The following is a 14,978-nucleotide window of genomic DNA, read 5'->3' on the forward strand; positions in this document are numbered from 1 at the left end:
ACGTCCGTCGAGCATCCCTACGCGTGCGTCATCCGCCGGTGCGGGCGGCGGGGGTTCGCCGACTCCGCGCCGCGGCAGCGCCACACCGTCCCCCAGCAGGGCTGCCAGCGCCTCCGGCACCGGTGGAGGCATTGGCAGCCCGATGCAGCCGACCCAGGCCCCGACCCCATAGGGGTGGCGGCTGCCGGCGTCGGGAAGCACGTCGCCCCAAAAACACCTCCTCGACCGCAGCAGCCACAACGTGCAGAGCACCCTGACCCGGCTCCTGCGACGGATCACCGGCCTGGCCGCCGAGCGGGCCCGCCGCCTGGACCAGCCCTGGCAGGAGCACGCCCGGCGCAACGCCTCCACAGCGACCGCGGCGCTTCGGCGCGAGCGGGAAGGAGCAGAAGCCTGGGCCCCAGCCAGCCCCGTCCACAGGGCCCACTGACCAGGCCACGCGATCAAAGAGCTGACATGCCAATTCGCGCAAGCCCCCGCACCCCCGCGCGGGGCAGTCGGTTGGGGCTGCTTACGCTGTCAGGGGTGGAGGGCGTCGGCGACCTGGGCGGTGTCCTCGGTGCCGCGGAAGTGGGTGATCAGCCCGTTCCGGAGGGTGAAGTGGTGGTGGAGGTTCATCGACAAGGTGCGGCCGCTTGCCCGGTGGCGGGTGCGGCAGCGGACCACGGTCAGCACGTCGTCGCCGCTCGCGGCGAAGACCATGGGCGTGAAGTCATCGACCTCCATCGTGGTGCCGAACGCCTCGAAAAAGGCGCTCACCTCGGCCTTGCCCCTGCGCGGGCCATACCAGGGCGCGACGGTCGTGGTCGTCTCCACGGCCCAGTCGACGTCCTCTCCCAGGACGGCCATGATTCCCTCGGTGTCTCCCTTGAGGAACATCTCATAGCAGGACTTGATCATCTCGATGTTGCTGTCGGCGCTCATCGGTACCTCCGGGCAAGAGAAAAGGGACTGACAGCGAGGGGAACAAGCCGTCAGCGAGGTCTGCGACACCTTGGTCAGTGCGGCCGAAGACCGGCACGAAGTCCATGGGGTGTTTGGGATGCGGTGTCCTCAACGGTAGGAGTGGGCCTGGGGACAGTGACCTGGTTCGGGCGCAGGCGCGGTGCGATTCACCGGAACGGGCCAACACTTGGGGCCGCGGCTGAGCCTGCTCCGCTTTCCGCGGGCGGAGCGGTCGTTCGACCCGATGGCTCTGGAGCTGTCGCTGAACCCTCACCTCTCCGACGTCAACGGCGCTTTGATCGGTGAACGATGGCGGATCGGGTCGGGTCTCGTCCTTGACGTGTCGTGCGCGCGGATCCCGTGTTACGGGGATCGCCTGCGCGGGCGAGGAGTCCTTTCGCGGCGGGCCCGGTGAGTCATCGAAGCGCCCATGCCGTGAGCCGTTCCACCAGCGTGAAGCTCCCGAGGGCGATAAGGGCGAGGGCAGCGAAGCGTTCCGCGTTCTCGCGCAGGCGCTCGCCGATGCGGGCGCCGAGAGCCATGCCGAGCTGAGCTGCGAGGAAGGCCTGAACCGCGATCGTGATCACGACACCGGTGATGGGCAGCCGGGCCAGGCCGAGGCTGAAGCCGATGGCGAGCTCGTCCAGACCGATAGTGATCGCGAGCCCGACGAGGGACAGCCCACGGGCGGAAAGCAGCCGTACGGCGGCCTTCTCCTCCATGTCGTCGCCGCCGAACTGCATCCACCCACCGAGGGCGAGGAGCATCGCGGCTGCGATGTAGTCGGCGGCTCCGCCGATTGCGCGGGCGAGCGGCACGCCGGCCGCGAGGCCGATGAGCGGCATGCCGCCCTCGAAGGTCGTGAACAGCGCGGTGAGCCGCCAACACAGGGCACGGCTGACCCCAGCCGCTCCGATCAGGGCAGCCACGACCAGAGAATCCAGAGCAAGCGGCAGAGCGAAAAAGGGGAGCATCCACACGCTTGGTGAGTCTGGCGAGTGCTGCGGTTCGGCCCGTCATGACGCGCCGCTGCTCAGACTTGTTCCCCAGCTTCCCGCCGGCGGCCTCCTGACCCACCCTGCACGGGTGGGTCATCCGCCGGTGACCGGCGGGCGCACGCCGACTCCCGCGCACCGTCAGCTGGACAGGACAGGCAGGGTGATGGCCGAGATGATGAGCGCGACGCCGCTCTACGAGCCCCACAGGCTTCTTCGTGCAGTACGCGCCCGGACGTTGCTGTCCGTGCCCGCGGTGCTCCTTCGCAGTGAGATCGCAAAGGGCAGCGGACCTCCGCTGCGGAAGTCGCCGGACCGGGGTGGGCTGCAACGCTCCCTGGGCCGTTCTCACTGAGGCTGGCTGGGCGTCAGGTCGCCGATCACTCCGATCCGGATGCCCAGCCACGGGTAAGTGTGGTTGAAGAAGACGTTGTCCTGCGGTTGCAGTCCGACCGCCGAGGGCCACATCTGGTAGGCCCCCGCGTTGGAGATCCCCCCGTGGAGCCGTCGCCAGACCCGTCCGGAGCTCCCGCCGGACGGGGGCGGCGTGATCGTGTCGGTCCATTCGACGGCGTTGCCGCCCTGGTCCAGTGTGCCCCACGGTGAGGGGGTCAGCGCCTGGCCGACCGAACTGAGGCTGCCCTGGTAGAGCGCGGCATAGGCAATCGGGTCCAGTCCCAAGGGATTGACCGTTGCGCACGCGTTGCGTGACACCTGCGCCGGACACCAACTCGGTGCAGGGCTCCGGTCGGAGTGGTAGGAGGCGAGCGGCTGGCTCGACGCGTTGGTGACGTCGCCCGTGGCGGGATTGAGGACTGTGGGTGCCGGGGCTGTCGCTTCTCCGTCGCCGAACACGCCTGGGTTCGTCGGGTATTTCCAATAGCTGTAGGTGCCGCCGCCGTGGGGGTCGTAGTAGGCCGCTTTGATCCACTCGTCCTGGCTCGGCACGACGAACCCGGTGTCGTGGACTCGGGTCGCCTTCGGGCGGGACAGGTCGTACATCCCGTTCTCCGTGTTCTGCGACAGCCGGACGCTATAGCTGACGTACTGGAAGTCGCCGCTCCTCATGGTGCTCTTGGCGATCACGCGCCCGTTGTAGAGGGAGTTGACGAAACGTGCCGCCCGCAGAAACGTCGAGAAGCCGTAGGGTTTGTCCGACCACTGGGGATAAGCCACCGAGTAGTGTCGGCCGCGTCGGGCGTGTCCGGAGAAGTTGATCTGCCCGTACTTGGGCCACGCGGACGAGCTCTCTGTTTCGTCGTAGAGACCGTGGGGATCGTGACCGCTCGGATCGGCAGTGTTGAGGAACGCCACCCACTGGTCGACGGTGACCTCGAACTTCCCGATCTCGTAGGGGCGGTCGACGCGGCCGACCATCAGACAGTCGCCCGTGGGCGCGTCGGCGCACGAGCGGTAGATCGCGTCCGTGAACGGGACGATCCCTACGGCCGGATTTCCCGGCGCGCCGACCTGGGCGGTCGTCACAGTGATGACGGCACCTCCGCGGGCCACGGCGTCCGCGGAGAGGGGCGCGTCGGCGGTCGCCGGCGAGCTCGCGATGACGGAGGGAGCGAGCACGGCCGATGCCCCGCATAGGGCCATCAGGGCCCTGGCGAAGCGGGGCATGCAAGAAGCGAACCGCATGGGTACCCCTTGGAATTGAGCATGGCAAATCGTGTGCAAACCTTAGGTCGGGCGGCGCCATCGCAGCCGTCGGCTGGCGGAAGGTGCAGCGAAATTCCCCACGCCACCGACTGCGGGGGTTGCCACGGGGCGCAGCGGATGGGGGTCGGTGCCCGGCCTGGGCTCCGTAAGTTGCTGCACGGGTCCGGCGCATACCATGCTCCTGCGCCACCGCTTCTGTGCGGCAAGGCCTGGTACCTCGGCCGGCCTTTGCGGCCTACGCCACCCCGCGACCCCGCCCGTCCAGCGGGATCCCGTGAGAGGTCTCACCGCTTGTGGCGGCAACGGGCCCGCAGGATCCGGAGGCCGTTCTCGCCGACCTGCAGGACGTACTCGAGCACGGCCCCCTTGCCGCGCGGCAGCAGGTTGTAACGGACCGCCAGGAGGCGGTCGGCCGGGTCGCGGTCGGCCATGCGGTCGCGGAGTTCGCTCAAGACCGAGTAGTCGAAGCCCGGATCGTCCAGCTCCAGCGCCAGGCAGTACCCCAGTCGATTCCCCATCGGACCGCCTCAGCCTGTCGGTCCGTGGTCGACAATGACGGCCGCCGAGCATCACCAAGACGAGCGAAGATCACCTACAGCATCCGCAAGCGCGGGCAGAACCTTGAAATCCCCATCCCTCGCCCCGGGATGGTCCAGGCCTGCTCGCTGAAATTCCCCGCCCCAGGCATGCTCAATCTGCGGAGGAGCGTCAGAACCTTGGATTCGCCCGGTAGCCGGCCGAATCTTGGGGGCTGTACAGGGTTTGCCGTGGGCCCAGCGCGGAGTGCCGCCGCAGGCGCCCTGGACGGCGAGGAAGCTGCTCGTTGCGTCCGGTGCCCGGCGACTCCATGCCCTTGATGACAAGTCACCCAACTGGGGAACGAAAGTGAGCCCGAAGGATCTGCTGCCACTTGCTGAGGCGGATGGCGAGATCCAGCGCGGGCTTCGGTTCGAGACCTGCCTGCGAGGGCGCTTTTGCACGCCGGATCACCAACCTCTTCGACCCGGGCGAGGAATCGCTGCGCAGTTCTCAAGACCGCCCGCAACGCCTGCAGCGCGATATTGAGGTACCTCTGAGGCCACCCGCCGGGCGGTGCTGCTCCTGGTCAACCAGCGGTGAGTCCGAACACGGCGATGAGCGCCACATAACCCAGGACCACGACCGCGGCGCCCGCCACCTGGCCGCGAACGGACTGGCTTCGCTTCGGTTCGAGCCAGAATGCCAGAGCCTTGTTCACCAGGGGCATCAGGAGCCACGTGAGAATGCTGACGCTCAACACGTTGCCGATAAAGAGAGCGAGATACCCGACGACTCCCTCGGAGGTCAGTACACGGCCCACCGTCAGGTTCAGGACCATGACCGTCGGATAGAGGGCGAGCAGCACCGTCATGGCCTGCTTCCAGTTGGGCGGAACGCCTTCCGGAGTCTCCTCGCCGAAGGTGAACCAGGCGCTGAACGCCGATCCGACCTTCCGCACCTCATAGGCGGAGAAATACTGGCGCCCCTCTTCCAGGAGCTTCCCGCGAAGCTCTGAATCCAGCCAATCATCCAGATGATCACGAGTATCGAAACGAGACACCACGACCCAGTTCTCCTGAATCCCCTCCACCGGGCGAAACAGCTCGGAGCCCATGAAGCCGGCAAATTCACGCTGCGCTTCTGTGATCTTTTCCTCCCACTGCACGAACTCCTTCTCCCGTCCGATTCTGACATCATGGGAGATGACTGCCGAAACCGCGTCCCGGGTTTTCTTTCCGCCGCTGAGCACCTCCTGTTTGGGGGCTTCCTCGAACAGTGCACCTCCCTCGCCGAGGAGATTCTGACGCGTACTCGAATTCAGCCACGCGGTCAACTGGTCGATACGCGAGAAGCGGAAGACCGCCACCCATTCGTTCTCCTCGCCGGGGCCCGGCGGGTACAGCTCCGTACCCTCGAACCCGTCGAAAGTGCGCGCCACTTGGTTCGTCTTCTCCTGCCAGCGCTGGTAGTCGCCCTCGTGGCCGGGTCGGATCTTCTGAGACATCACCACGGTCGCGCCGCCGCTTCCATCGGCACTGGCGCGGTCTGTGCTTCGGTTTGCACGCTCGCTCATGCGGAGTAGCGTAGATCAAAAGGGACTTATGCGGGAAATGGCAACGAGGCTCCAGAGGCACGTTCCTCGTGTCCCTCGGACAACTCCCTCGCAAATGCTGGGCGGAGGTTTGTGGCATGGCGCACAAGGAATTCCTGACCGAAGCCGTACGGCTGGCCACCGAGTCTGTGGAGATGGGCTGGGGCGGCCCCTTCGGTGCCGTGATCACCTGCGACGGGGAGATCGTCGCCCGCGGACAGAATCGCGTACTCCTCACCGGCGACCCCACCGCGCACGCCGAGGTGGAGACGATCCGAAAGGCCATACAGCTCCTCAATCCTGAGGCACCGTCAATTTCGGCGCCGCATCAGGACGAGAGCACCCTGGCATACGTGCCACGCCCCGAGGGGTCCCCCGACCCGCTGCCGGAGCGGGCCCGTATGCTCCAAGGCTGCTCGATCTACGTCAGCGGAGCGCCCTGCCCGATGTGCATGAGTGCCATCTACTGGTCGCGCATTGACGCCGTGTACTACAGCTGCGATCTGGCTGCCACGCGCGAGATCGGCTTCGACGACGCCTTCCAGTACGAGGACTTCCAGCGGCCTCTCGACCAGCGGAGGATCCGGGTCGAGCAGATCCATCCCGAGATGGGCGCCGACGCCTACAAGGCCTGGACGGACAAGTCCGACCGGCACCCGTACTGACGGGGCCGCATCAGAGCCGTGATTGGTTCCGCCCGGCCGGGCACTCGTGCCACACCTGACGGCGTGGATGCCGATTATTTCGTCCACACGGGTCGGGACCGCCGTGCGATCGGTTGTCTTCCAGCCGGCATGATCGCGCCTCGTGCTCATGCGCTTCGCGTCTCGAGCGCCAAGGCCACGTGCGTGGGCTTGCGTGCTGGGCCGGTTGGGGCGCTCCCTGCTTGGCCCTACCTCCGACGGGTCTGACCGGCATGCGCGAGTGCGTCCGTGCGCCGAAGCTGGGAGTGCCGGCACTCGTGAAGAAGCGGGCCACGCCCTTGCCGTGGGGGAGACGGCCCTCAACGTTGCCGGCACGGGAAGCGGAGCATGTGGAGGCCCCTATGACTGTCGCCGGTGATCGGGCGGAGCTGGAACGCGTCTGGGAGGAACACACCGCGGGCGAGTTCCGCACGCTTGACCTCGATGCCACCATGGCAACGATGGCGGATGCGCCCGTGGTACTGCACGTGCCGACGGCCATGGGGGCCCGAGGCCGGGCGCCGGTGCGGGACTTCTACGCGCGCTGGTTCGTCGGGCGCAACCCTGAGGACTTCGCCATCGCGCCGCTGAGCCGGACCGTGGACGTCAGGCGCATCGTGGACGAGATGATCGTCTCGTTCACGCACGACATCGAAGTTCCCTGGATCCTCCCCGGTGTCCAACCCACCCACCTGCCCGTCAGTATCCCGGTGATCGCCGTCGTCGACTTCGACGGGAGCCTGATCGCGAGTGAGCACATCTACTGGGACCAGGCCGCAGTCCTCGCCCAGACCGGACTCCTCGCCGCCGACCGGGAGTGGAACCTACCCATCGTGGCCGATCAGCCAGGCATTCTGATCGACGGCGCGCTCAACCAACTGGCCGAAGAGCCCCGGGCCGCCAAGGATCAGCCCGTCACCTGACGCAGGGCCAGGCGGCAGCCGGGCGGGCGTGGCCCTGGACCAGGCAGGGTGGGACGCTCTGCTCGGCGGGCGGCCCGGTTGCGCTCCCTCTCGACCGGGTCTGAGCGCGAACAGGCGCTCACCGTGAGCGGCGCACGCAGTGGGCGTCAGCGGCGTTTTGGGCGCAGTACGGAGTATGGCTCCTTCAGGTCCTGCAGGACTTGTCGTCCCACGCCACCTGTGTCGCCTTCCCTGCGAGCGGGTACCGGTTGCAGTGGATCCCGTCCCACTGCTCGGCGAAGTGGGGCCAGCAGTCTTCTGCGCCCTCTCTTGCGCCGGCCAGGAACGCGGGCTGGCCACAGCCGGTGGCAGATCCAGATCTCGTCCTCTGTGTTCGCTTCTGCTCGTTCAGGGCGGGGGCCCAAGAAGCCACATCACCGAAATCGGCCTGAACGGTGCAGAGTTCACTCGTTCGAACGGCACAAGATGGGTCATTGACCCGGCGGCTCCCACCCCCGCCGGGGCGGGCAGCCGTATGCCGCGAGGATCGCTGGCCGGGGTGCGGCGAGGCCGCAGCGCTGGCAGTTCGGCGCCCCCTCGTTGAACGCTTCAAGGACGGCGCGCTGTACGTGACCGACGTGTGGGAATTCCCAGGCGGACAGGGCGGGCGGCCGGTGATGGTGATGTGGTGCCAGGGCCTGTCCGGTGGGGAGGTGGTGGGGGCAGGGGGCGCCCTGCTTGATCGCTTGGAGGGCATTCCTCCCTCGCGCGCCTCCTCCCGTTCGTGCGTCACCTGCTGGTGTACATGGCCGGCGGGTGACGCACGATGCGAGGGGGCGGTTGGTGCCCGCCCCTGCGCGCCTGGAGCCGCTCAGTCGCGGGCGCGGCAGAGCGCGTACGCGGTCATAGCCCCGTTGCTGGACTTCGCGGCCCAAGCCCCGGGGTGAACGGCCGACGGTGCATCGGCCTCGATCACATCGTTGGTCTGGTGGAGTCCGTTGTAGCCGAAGCGTGCGGCGTAACCCCCGCCGATCAGGTCGGTGTTCGCCGGACACTGCGCGTAGGAGACACCGCCACCTGTCACATGACTGCCTGCCACCGCGCTCGTGGGTGCGGACTTCTTGTCGCACAGCGCATAGGCGCGGACATACGAGTAGGTCGCCTGCGCCGCCCACATACCCGGGTGTGACATGGAGGGAGCACTGACGGTCACGGGTGCTTGCGATTCGCCGCCCAGGTAGCCTCCGCCGATCAAATGGGTGCCGGTGGGGCACTGGGCCCAGGAGGCCCCGCCCTTGGACGACTGGTCACCTACGACGGTCACCACGCTGCTCTCGGCAGCGACCGACGAGCCGGCAAGTCCTACCAGAATCAGACTCGCCGCCGCGGCCACCGTGCTGCTCCGCGCCATGAATGTACGCATGCGTTCCACCTCTGTCATTCCATTGCGAGATACGACAGCAGCTCCAACGATCACCGCGCTCGCGCGTGATGGCGGATCGTCGAAATCGGCCATGGCCGCTCGTCGTTCCCCACCTGGGCAATCCGTCATCAGGAGACCCAGGGCCCAACCTCGTCCCCGGGGATCCCGCCCGCGGACGGCGCAATGCCGGGCTGGGGGCACCCGGCCGTCCTAGGGTCGGCGGGGTGAGCGAGACAGTGCAGCGGGAGCGGCCGGGCCCGGACGCGCGGATCAGACGCCACGGTGTGACCCCGCTGACGAGCCGGATCGAGCGCGCCCAGCTGGCGCCCGCGGATGCGGACATCCGCCTCTGGTGCACGGCCTGCGGCCACCCCCGGGGCCGCGACGGATCTGATCGCGGCCAGCCGTGAAGCCGATCAGATGTACGTGGAGTGGAAGCGGCAGCAGCGCGGCGGGATGCGCCGGCTGCAGGAGAGCGCGGCGCCGCTGTACGAGCGCACGCGGCTGTTCCGGTTCTACTCCTCCACGCAGGTGCCGGGCCTGCTGCAGACACCGGGTTACGTGCGGGCGGGCGCTGCTGTCGTCGATCGCCGCACCGCAGGCCTTCTGGCACGCCATCGGCCACTGACCGCGCAAAAGCGCATCGCATCTCAGCCCTGGGGCCGCTGCGGCCCATCCCACGATCGCGTGGTCAGAGATCTCGTCCGCCTTGCGACCGGCACCACTGTCGTGGAGGACCCCGGGCCCGGCTCGACCGGGCGGCTTCGGTCTGGGCGGACGGTGGTGAGGACTGCGGTTGTGGCCCGGGTGGGTGACCGGTCGCCCGTTCGGGTCGCTGCCGGTGCCGCGGCAGTGGTCGGGCCGCAGGATTCGAAGGGAGTGGCCCGCGATCGAGGCTTTCGGCGCGGGCACAGTCGTGGGGGGCTTTCGAGTGTGGACGAGGAGCTTTTCATGGCGAAGGCTTATCTGGTGGGCAGCGGTATCGCGTCGCTGTCGGCAGCGGCGCTGCTGATCCGCGAAGGGAACTTCGCGGGCTCGGACATCGTGATCCTGGAGGAGCAGGACCGGCTCGGCGGGAGCCTGGACGCGGCAGGCTCGCCGGAGACCGGCTACACGATGCGTGGCGGGCGAATGTTCGAGATCCACTTCGAGTGCACCTACGACATGCTGTCCACCATTCCCTCGCTGGACGATCCGTCGAAGTCGGCGACCGAGGACACCTTCGCTTTCCACGAGGACTTCGCCTGGGACGACCACGCCCGGCTGGTGGACGCCGCGGGGAACATCGTGGACTCGCACTCGATGGGTTTCTCCGAACGCGACCGGCTGGAGCTGGTCAAGTGCGCCTCCACCCCGGAGCACCTGCTGGACGGCAAGCGGATCACCGACTTGTTCAGCGAGGAGTTCTTCCACACCAACTTCTGGTGGATGTGGTGCACCACTTTCGCGTTCGAGCCCTGGCACTCCGCGATCGAGTTCCGCCGCTACGTCAACCGCTTCGTCCACCTGTTCAAGACCTTCGACTCCATGTCCGGGATCTACCGCACCCGGTTCAACCAGTACGACTCGATCGTGCGCCCGCTGCTGGCCTGGCTCACCGACCAGGGCGTGACCATCCAGCAGGGCACCACCGTCACCGACATCGCGCTCGCCGACGGCAAGGCCCTGACAGCCACCGCGATCACGTGGAACCGCGGCGGGGTGAGCGAGCAGGTCACCCTCGGCGACGGCGACCTGGTGATGGTCACCAACGGGTCGATGACCGCGAACTCCACGACCGCGACCACCGACGCAGTCCCCGCCCTGGACGCCTCCGGCTCCAGCGGCGCCTGGAAGCTGTGGGAGACGCTGGCCGCGAAGCGTCCCGGCGAGCTGGGTGACCCGAAGGTGTTCAACTCCTCGATCCCGGACTCGACCTGGGAGTCGTTCACGGTCACCACCAAGGACCCGACCTTCTTCGAGCTCATGGAGAAGTTCTCCGGCAGCGAGGCCGGCAAGGGCGGACTGATCACCTTCAAGGACTCCAGCTGGCTGCTGACGATCGTGCTCAACCACCAGCCGCACTTCCACGAGCAGCCCGAGGACACCTTCGTGTGGTGGGGCTACGCCCTGTTCCCCGACAAGGTCGGCGACTACGTCAACAAGCCCATGCGCGAGTGCACCAGCCGAGAGATCCTCCAAGAAGCGCTCGGGCACCTGCACTTCGAGCAGGGCCCGCAGATCCTGGACAACTCCGTCGTGATCTCCGCGATGATGCCCTACATCACCAGCCAGTTCCTGGTCCGCAAGGCGGGCGACCGCCCCCAGGTCGTCCCCGAGGGCTCGACCAACCTCGCCTTCATCGGCCAGTACGCCGAAGTCCCCGACGACGTCGTCTTCACCGTCGAGTACTCCGTGCGCACCGCCTGGACCGCCGTCGCCGGGCTGCTCCACCTGGACAAGCAGCCCCCGCCCATGTTCAAGGGCCGCCACGACCCCAAGGTCCTTGTCGAAGCCCTCGCCACCATGCACCGCCGCTGACCCGCACACCGCACGGGTGTCCGAGCGCGAGGCCCGCGCCCGGACACCCACCACCCGCGCCCCGCGCTCCGCGCTCGTGAGAGGCCTGTTGCAGAGCGGTCGACAGTCCGCCACCCCGAGGCCACTGAGCAGCCCTTCGTCTCGGCATGCGTGCGTGACTCCAGCGGTTGGAGATCGTTGGCGGGGCATGACCTTCACAGCCAAGCGTGTGCTTGCCGCCGTTGCCCTTGCCGCGGCTGCCCTCGCCATTGCCGGGACAGCTCCGACTGACGCCGCGGCGAACGGGGGTACCAGGCTGGCGCAGTCAGGTGCACCCTGGGCCGGCTCCGTGCGCGCTGCCATTCCGGCCCGGGCCTGGCAGACGTTGAAGTTGATCGACGCGGGCGAGTGGCCACCGAACGACGGCTCAGGCACCAAGGGCGGTGCCGTCTGGACGAATCCGGACAAGACGCTGCCGCCTGCCGACAGTGAGGACAGGCCGATCCAGTACCGGCAGTGGGACGTCAACCGCAAGAGTCCCGGACAGGCCCGGTATCCGGAGCGCATCGTCACGGGCAGCGATGGCACCGCCTGGTACACCCCCGACCTCTTCCGCACATTCGAGCAGATGCGCTGAGCCCGCTGAGCCCGCGAGGGCGGAAAGGCCGAGATGCTCGGTCATCTCTTGGTGAGCTCTGTCAGTTGTCCGCCCGCACCCGGCAGGACCGCCCCAGCGGCGTGGGCGCGGTCCATCAGCCGCTCAACGGCCTCGTCTACCACCGCTCTCGTCGGCCACCCAGGCGGCCTGTTCGCTCACGGAGTGGAGCCGGCCAACGCGCTGCTGACCTGCGACTTCTTTCAAGACACTCACTCCGGCCGGCCAACGCCAATACATCCTGGCCGCCATCGAGCGCGCCAGCCGCCGCGTCCGGGTTGCCCCAGCTGCCCATCGCGCGGCTGCCAGCTACTCAAGGATGTCCTGGATTCCCCGGTCCTGTTCCCAGACAGCATTCTCGAAGGGAAGCTGATCCGGCGTCGCGGGCCGGCGGTCCCAAATCCGTACCTCAATCCGGATGGGCTGTGCCGCCGAGCTGCTTTCGGCCTGAACGACTTCCCGCCGAAGCATGAGCTCAGCGAGTTCCGTGGCTGTTCCTTCGGACTGTGTCGACGCTGTTGGCAGTGCCATCGGACGCGCGACCGTCTCGCGACCCGCTCCGTCGGTCGTGATCACCGACCAAAAAAAGTCGGTCATGCTCGCCTCCTCGGATTACGGGCGGCATACGCCACCGGGCCCCGACCAGCCGCTGGCGCGGCGGTGCCGATCTGTGTTCCATCAGTCAGTTGAGCTGTCCGCGAGGAGCTGGTCGATGACCTGACACGTGACCAGAAAGGCGATTGAGGACATCATGGCGATGAGCTGGTCGGCTTGAGAGGTCGCTACGGGGACGGCTTCGGCATGCCGGACGCCCTGATGGGCGGCCCACTCCCGCAGCCTCTGCGCCCGAGCGCCCAGGTCGGTCCCGGGGCCCTCCTGCAGGTCGGCAGCTATGGCCTCAGCGGCGATCTCAGCCTTGACCTCGGCAATGAGTCTGTTGATGTCCTCCCGCCCCAGGATCTTGCCTTTCGGCTTGTCGGACGCCATCGGACCTCCTTCGTCTGTTCCAGGGGACGCCAGACCCGGAGGCGTCGCGACTTCAGTCATCCGATCAGGGCAACCACCGCGAAGGTCGCCTGCGATGTTGTCCCCGGGCGCAGACACCGCAGCACACGACCGTGATGCGCAGTTCGCCGGGCACAGTTCACGCGTCTACCACCACCAGTGGCCAGTCCGGATGCACAAGTTACGGCAGTGGTATCCGAGCTTTCGCGAACACAAGATCATCTGGCGAGGTCCGTACATCAAGGGGCCAGCCGACGCACCGATGCTCGCGATGGAGAAGATCTACAGCGTCGAATGACCCGCCACGGGGCGCTGGCGGTGTCCTCGTTCAGTGCGGCGCGGCCGCGGCGCCCCTGGATTGAGAGCGGCGGCTGCGAACGCTCACCAATCGCCGCCTCCATGTTCGTGCGTCACGCGAGATCGCCGAGGTACATCGGGGAGGTGGGGCCGGCGGCCAGGGCTGCGAGATAGCCGTTGAGGCCGAGCGGCAGCAGGGTGAGACTGTCCAGATCTGCCAGGGGATGCCACACCAGCGCGGTCTGCGAGCGGTCGGGCCGCCGCGGTTCGGCGGAGGCCGGGTCGGCCTGCAGATGGGCGTGGAACACCAGCTGCAACTGCTGCATCGCCGTGGTGTGGAGCGGGTGGCCGAGGTGGCGTTCGGGCAGGAACTCCCGCACCCACAGCAGGTCGCCGACCGTGACCCGCAGGCCGGTCTCCTCCCACACCTCGCGGCGCACCGCCTCGGCGGCGGTCTCCCCGATCTCCACGCGGCCGCCGGGCAACACGTGGACGTCCCGGTCGACGGCGCGCTGACGCACCACCAGTAGGCGTTCGTCTTGATCGAGGATCACGGCGCGGGCGCTGACCCGTGGTCCGTCGTGGTGCGGGTCTTGTTCCCCCGTGTCGTTGACCACGCTCGCGATCTCCCTTTCTGCACTTCCGCTGAGCACGGAACCCGGCTGATCACTGCGTTCATCCCGTCCGCGATTCAGCCCGGTTCGGGGGTGGACTGGTCGGCTTCTTCGGGGAAGGCCTCGGCCAGCAGCCGGGCGATGACGTCCTCGGCGTCGCATGCGTCGCGTAGGGCGACGCCGACGGCCAGGACCGCGGCGACGTCAGCGAGGTCGAGGACCAGGTCCATGAACCGTTCGAGGTTGTCGTCTTCCGCTTCCTCCAGCGGCGCAGCGAGCGCGTCCAGGTCGGGGCCCAGCACGGCGGTGAAGACGCCGGCGACGTCGGGGGAGGTCCGAGCTGCAGGAATCCATCCGATGCCTGCACGGGATTGTTCACCGGCCCAGTGTCTACCCCGAACTGCGCCAGGGGCCGCCATTTTGCCCGTCTGGTGCGGGCCGGGGTCAGCAGCGCTGGTCGGCGGGGCGGCCGCGCGCGGCCAGCGCGTCGAAGACATCGCGGTACTCGTCCCGGCAGAGCCGGTCGTACAGCACCTCGACCGGGGCCGCGGCTCCGACGCAGGTGGAGCCGCGCGAGCCCTCCGACGGGTACCGGGACGGAGGCCTCCGAAGCGGTTGCCGCACGACAACGGAGCTGACCAGCAGGGTATCTGAGCTGCCGTAGCGTGGCTGTTTGCCTCACCGGTCGCACGGTCCGGGAGGCGACTCCCGGCTCCGCGCAACCCGGCGCAGCGGTCAGTACTGTTCGGTCTCGAGGAAGCTCGCGTCCGCATCGCCGAGGGCGGCTGCGGTCGGGTCGAATCCGGGCGGGCTGTCCTTGAAGCCCATTCCCATGTCGGCCAGCTTCGCCTTGACCTCGTCGATCGACTTCGTACCGAAGTTGCGGATGTCGAGCAGGTCGGCCTCGGAGCGGGCGACGAGCTCACCCACGGTGTGGATGCCCTCGCGCTTGAGGCAGTTGTAGGAGCGGACGGTGAGTTCCAGCTGCTCGATCGGTAGCGCCAGATCGGCGGCGAAAGCGGTGTCCGTCGGGGAGGGGCCCATGTCGATGCCCTCGGCGTCGATGTTCAGTTCGCGCGCCAGGCCGAACAGCTCGACCAGGGTCTTGCCGGCCGACGCCATGGCGTCGCGCGGACGCATGGCCGGCTTGGTCTCGACGTCGGCGATCAGCTTGTCGAAGTCGGT

At 67.9% G+C, this 14,978-nt stretch carries 18 protein-coding genes; 6 read left to right on the forward strand and 12 right to left on the reverse strand.

Features of this window, described 5'->3' with window-relative positions:
* The first annotated feature begins 241 nt into the window (after positions 1–241).
* A complete protein-coding gene (locus DN069_RS39465) occupies positions 242–430 on the forward strand; it encodes a hypothetical protein (RefSeq protein WP_133260000.1) in 189 nt (62 codons plus the stop codon).
* 89 nt (positions 431–519) lie between these two features.
* Here DN069_RS39465 and DN069_RS21560 read toward each other — a convergent pair whose 3' ends face one another.
* The 5 genes from DN069_RS21560 to DN069_RS21580 form a co-directional block, all read right to left on the reverse strand.
* A complete protein-coding gene (locus DN069_RS21560) occupies positions 520–924 on the reverse strand; it encodes a nuclear transport factor 2 family protein (RefSeq protein WP_111503266.1) in 405 nt (134 codons plus the stop codon).
* Positions 925–1,361: 437 nt separating this feature from the next.
* Positions 1,362–1,919, reverse strand: a complete 558-nt coding sequence (locus DN069_RS21570; protein WP_111503268.1) for a manganese efflux pump MntP — start codon at positions 1,917–1,919, stop codon at positions 1,362–1,364.
* Between the two features lie 369 nt (positions 1,920–2,288).
* Positions 2,289–3,425 carry a hypothetical protein gene (locus tag DN069_RS21575; RefSeq protein ID WP_243639542.1) on the reverse strand — a complete coding sequence of 379 codons (1,137 nt, stop codon included), beginning with the start codon at positions 3,423–3,425 and terminating at the stop codon, positions 2,289–2,291.
* A 464-nt stretch (positions 3,426–3,889) separates the two neighbouring features.
* On the reverse strand, positions 3,890–4,123 hold the full coding sequence (locus tag DN069_RS43040) for a hypothetical protein (RefSeq protein WP_207892222.1): 234 nt from the start codon (positions 4,121–4,123) through the stop codon (positions 3,890–3,892).
* Positions 4,124–4,710: 587 nt separating this feature from the next.
* Positions 4,711–5,697 carry an antibiotic biosynthesis monooxygenase gene (locus tag DN069_RS21580; protein ID WP_111503272.1) on the reverse strand — a complete coding sequence of 329 codons (987 nt, stop codon included), beginning with the start codon at positions 5,695–5,697 and terminating at the stop codon, positions 4,711–4,713.
* 116 nt (positions 5,698–5,813) lie between these two features.
* Here DN069_RS21580 and DN069_RS21585 point away from each other — a divergent pair, with 116 nt between their 5' ends.
* Positions 5,814–6,380, forward strand: a complete 567-nt coding sequence (locus DN069_RS21585) for a nucleoside deaminase (protein ID WP_111503274.1) — start codon at positions 5,814–5,816, stop codon at positions 6,378–6,380.
* A 296-nt stretch (positions 6,381–6,676) separates the two neighbouring features.
* Positions 6,677–7,321, forward strand: a complete 645-nt coding sequence (locus DN069_RS21590; protein WP_243639544.1) for an ester cyclase — start codon at positions 6,677–6,679, stop codon at positions 7,319–7,321.
* Between the two features lie 850 nt (positions 7,322–8,171).
* Here DN069_RS21590 and DN069_RS21595 read toward each other — a convergent pair.
* Positions 8,172–8,816 (reverse strand): hypothetical protein, encoded by a 645-nt coding sequence (locus tag DN069_RS21595; RefSeq protein WP_133260002.1) that lies wholly within the window; start codon positions 8,814–8,816, stop codon positions 8,172–8,174.
* 131 nt (positions 8,817–8,947) lie between these two features.
* Here DN069_RS21595 and DN069_RS42900 point away from each other — a divergent pair, with 131 nt between their 5' ends.
* From DN069_RS42900 to DN069_RS21610, 3 genes are all read left to right on the forward strand, one after another.
* Entirely contained in the window at positions 8,948–9,133 is a 186-nt protein-coding gene (locus DN069_RS42900; RefSeq protein WP_424556312.1) for a hypothetical protein, read from the forward strand.
* 541 nt (positions 9,134–9,674) lie between these two features.
* Entirely contained in the window at positions 9,675–11,243 is a 1,569-nt protein-coding gene (locus tag DN069_RS21605) for an oleate hydratase (RefSeq protein WP_111503298.1), read from the forward strand.
* Between the two features lie 187 nt (positions 11,244–11,430).
* The gene (locus DN069_RS21610; protein WP_111503280.1) at positions 11,431–11,859 is read left to right on the forward strand and encodes a ribonuclease domain-containing protein; all 429 of its coding nucleotides are present in this window, start codon (positions 11,431–11,433) and stop codon (positions 11,857–11,859) included.
* 327 nt (positions 11,860–12,186) lie between these two features.
* Here the strand turns inward: DN069_RS21610 and DN069_RS21615 are convergent, their stop codons facing one another.
* From DN069_RS21615 to DN069_RS21640, 6 genes are all read right to left on the reverse strand, one after another.
* Positions 12,187–12,474, reverse strand: a complete 288-nt coding sequence (locus DN069_RS21615; protein WP_111503282.1) for a hypothetical protein — start codon at positions 12,472–12,474, stop codon at positions 12,187–12,189.
* 81 nt (positions 12,475–12,555) lie between these two features.
* Complete coding sequence (locus tag DN069_RS21620) at positions 12,556–12,864, reverse strand: hypothetical protein (RefSeq protein ID WP_111503284.1); 309 nt, start codon at positions 12,862–12,864, stop codon at positions 12,556–12,558.
* 428 nt (positions 12,865–13,292) lie between these two features.
* A complete protein-coding gene (locus DN069_RS21630) occupies positions 13,293–13,796 on the reverse strand; it encodes an NUDIX domain-containing protein (RefSeq protein ID WP_207892218.1) in 504 nt (167 codons plus the stop codon).
* Positions 13,797–13,870: 74 nt separating this feature from the next.
* Entirely contained in the window at positions 13,871–14,095 is a 225-nt protein-coding gene (locus DN069_RS21635; RefSeq protein WP_111503290.1) for a hypothetical protein, read from the reverse strand.
* Between the two features lie 142 nt (positions 14,096–14,237).
* The gene (locus DN069_RS39470) at positions 14,238–14,417 is read right to left on the reverse strand and encodes a hypothetical protein (protein ID WP_133260003.1); all 180 of its coding nucleotides are present in this window, start codon (positions 14,415–14,417) and stop codon (positions 14,238–14,240) included.
* A 111-nt stretch (positions 14,418–14,528) separates the two neighbouring features.
* The coding region (locus DN069_RS21640; protein ID WP_279387920.1) for a DNA-directed RNA polymerase subunit alpha C-terminal domain-containing protein at positions 14,529–14,978 on the reverse strand (450 nt) is incomplete at its 5' end.

The sequence above is a fragment of the Streptacidiphilus pinicola genome (assembly GCF_003258295.1).
Taxonomy (GTDB): domain Bacteria; phylum Actinomycetota; class Actinomycetes; order Streptomycetales; family Streptomycetaceae; genus Streptacidiphilus; species Streptacidiphilus pinicola.

Coding starts and splice junctions, on each gene's coding strand:
- DN069_RS21620 (WP_111503284.1), bottom strand. CDS start 12,864: ATGGCGTCCGACAAGCCGAAAGGCAAGATCCTGGGGCGGGAGGACATC.
- DN069_RS21560 (WP_111503266.1), bottom strand. CDS start 924: ATGAGCGCCGACAGCAACATCGAGATGATCAAGTCCTGCTATGAGATG.
- DN069_RS43040 (WP_207892222.1), bottom strand. CDS start 4,123: ATGGGGAATCGACTGGGGTACTGCCTGGCGCTGGAGCTGGACGATCCG.
- DN069_RS21595 (WP_133260002.1), bottom strand. CDS start 8,816: ATGGCCGATTTCGACGATCCGCCATCACGCGCGAGCGCGGTGATCGTT.
- DN069_RS21585 (WP_111503274.1), top strand. CDS start 5,814: ATGGCGCACAAGGAATTCCTGACCGAAGCCGTACGGCTGGCCACCGAG.
- DN069_RS21570 (WP_111503268.1), bottom strand. CDS start 1,919: ATGCTCCCCTTTTTCGCTCTGCCGCTTGCTCTGGATTCTCTGGTCGTG.
- DN069_RS21605 (WP_111503298.1), top strand. CDS start 9,675: ATGGCGAAGGCTTATCTGGTGGGCAGCGGTATCGCGTCGCTGTCGGCA.
- DN069_RS21610 (WP_111503280.1), top strand. CDS start 11,431: ATGACCTTCACAGCCAAGCGTGTGCTTGCCGCCGTTGCCCTTGCCGCG.
- DN069_RS21580 (WP_111503272.1), bottom strand. CDS start 5,697: ATGAGCGAGCGTGCAAACCGAAGCACAGACCGCGCCAGTGCCGATGGA.
- DN069_RS21615 (WP_111503282.1), bottom strand. CDS start 12,474: ATGACCGACTTTTTTTGGTCGGTGATCACGACCGACGGAGCGGGTCGC.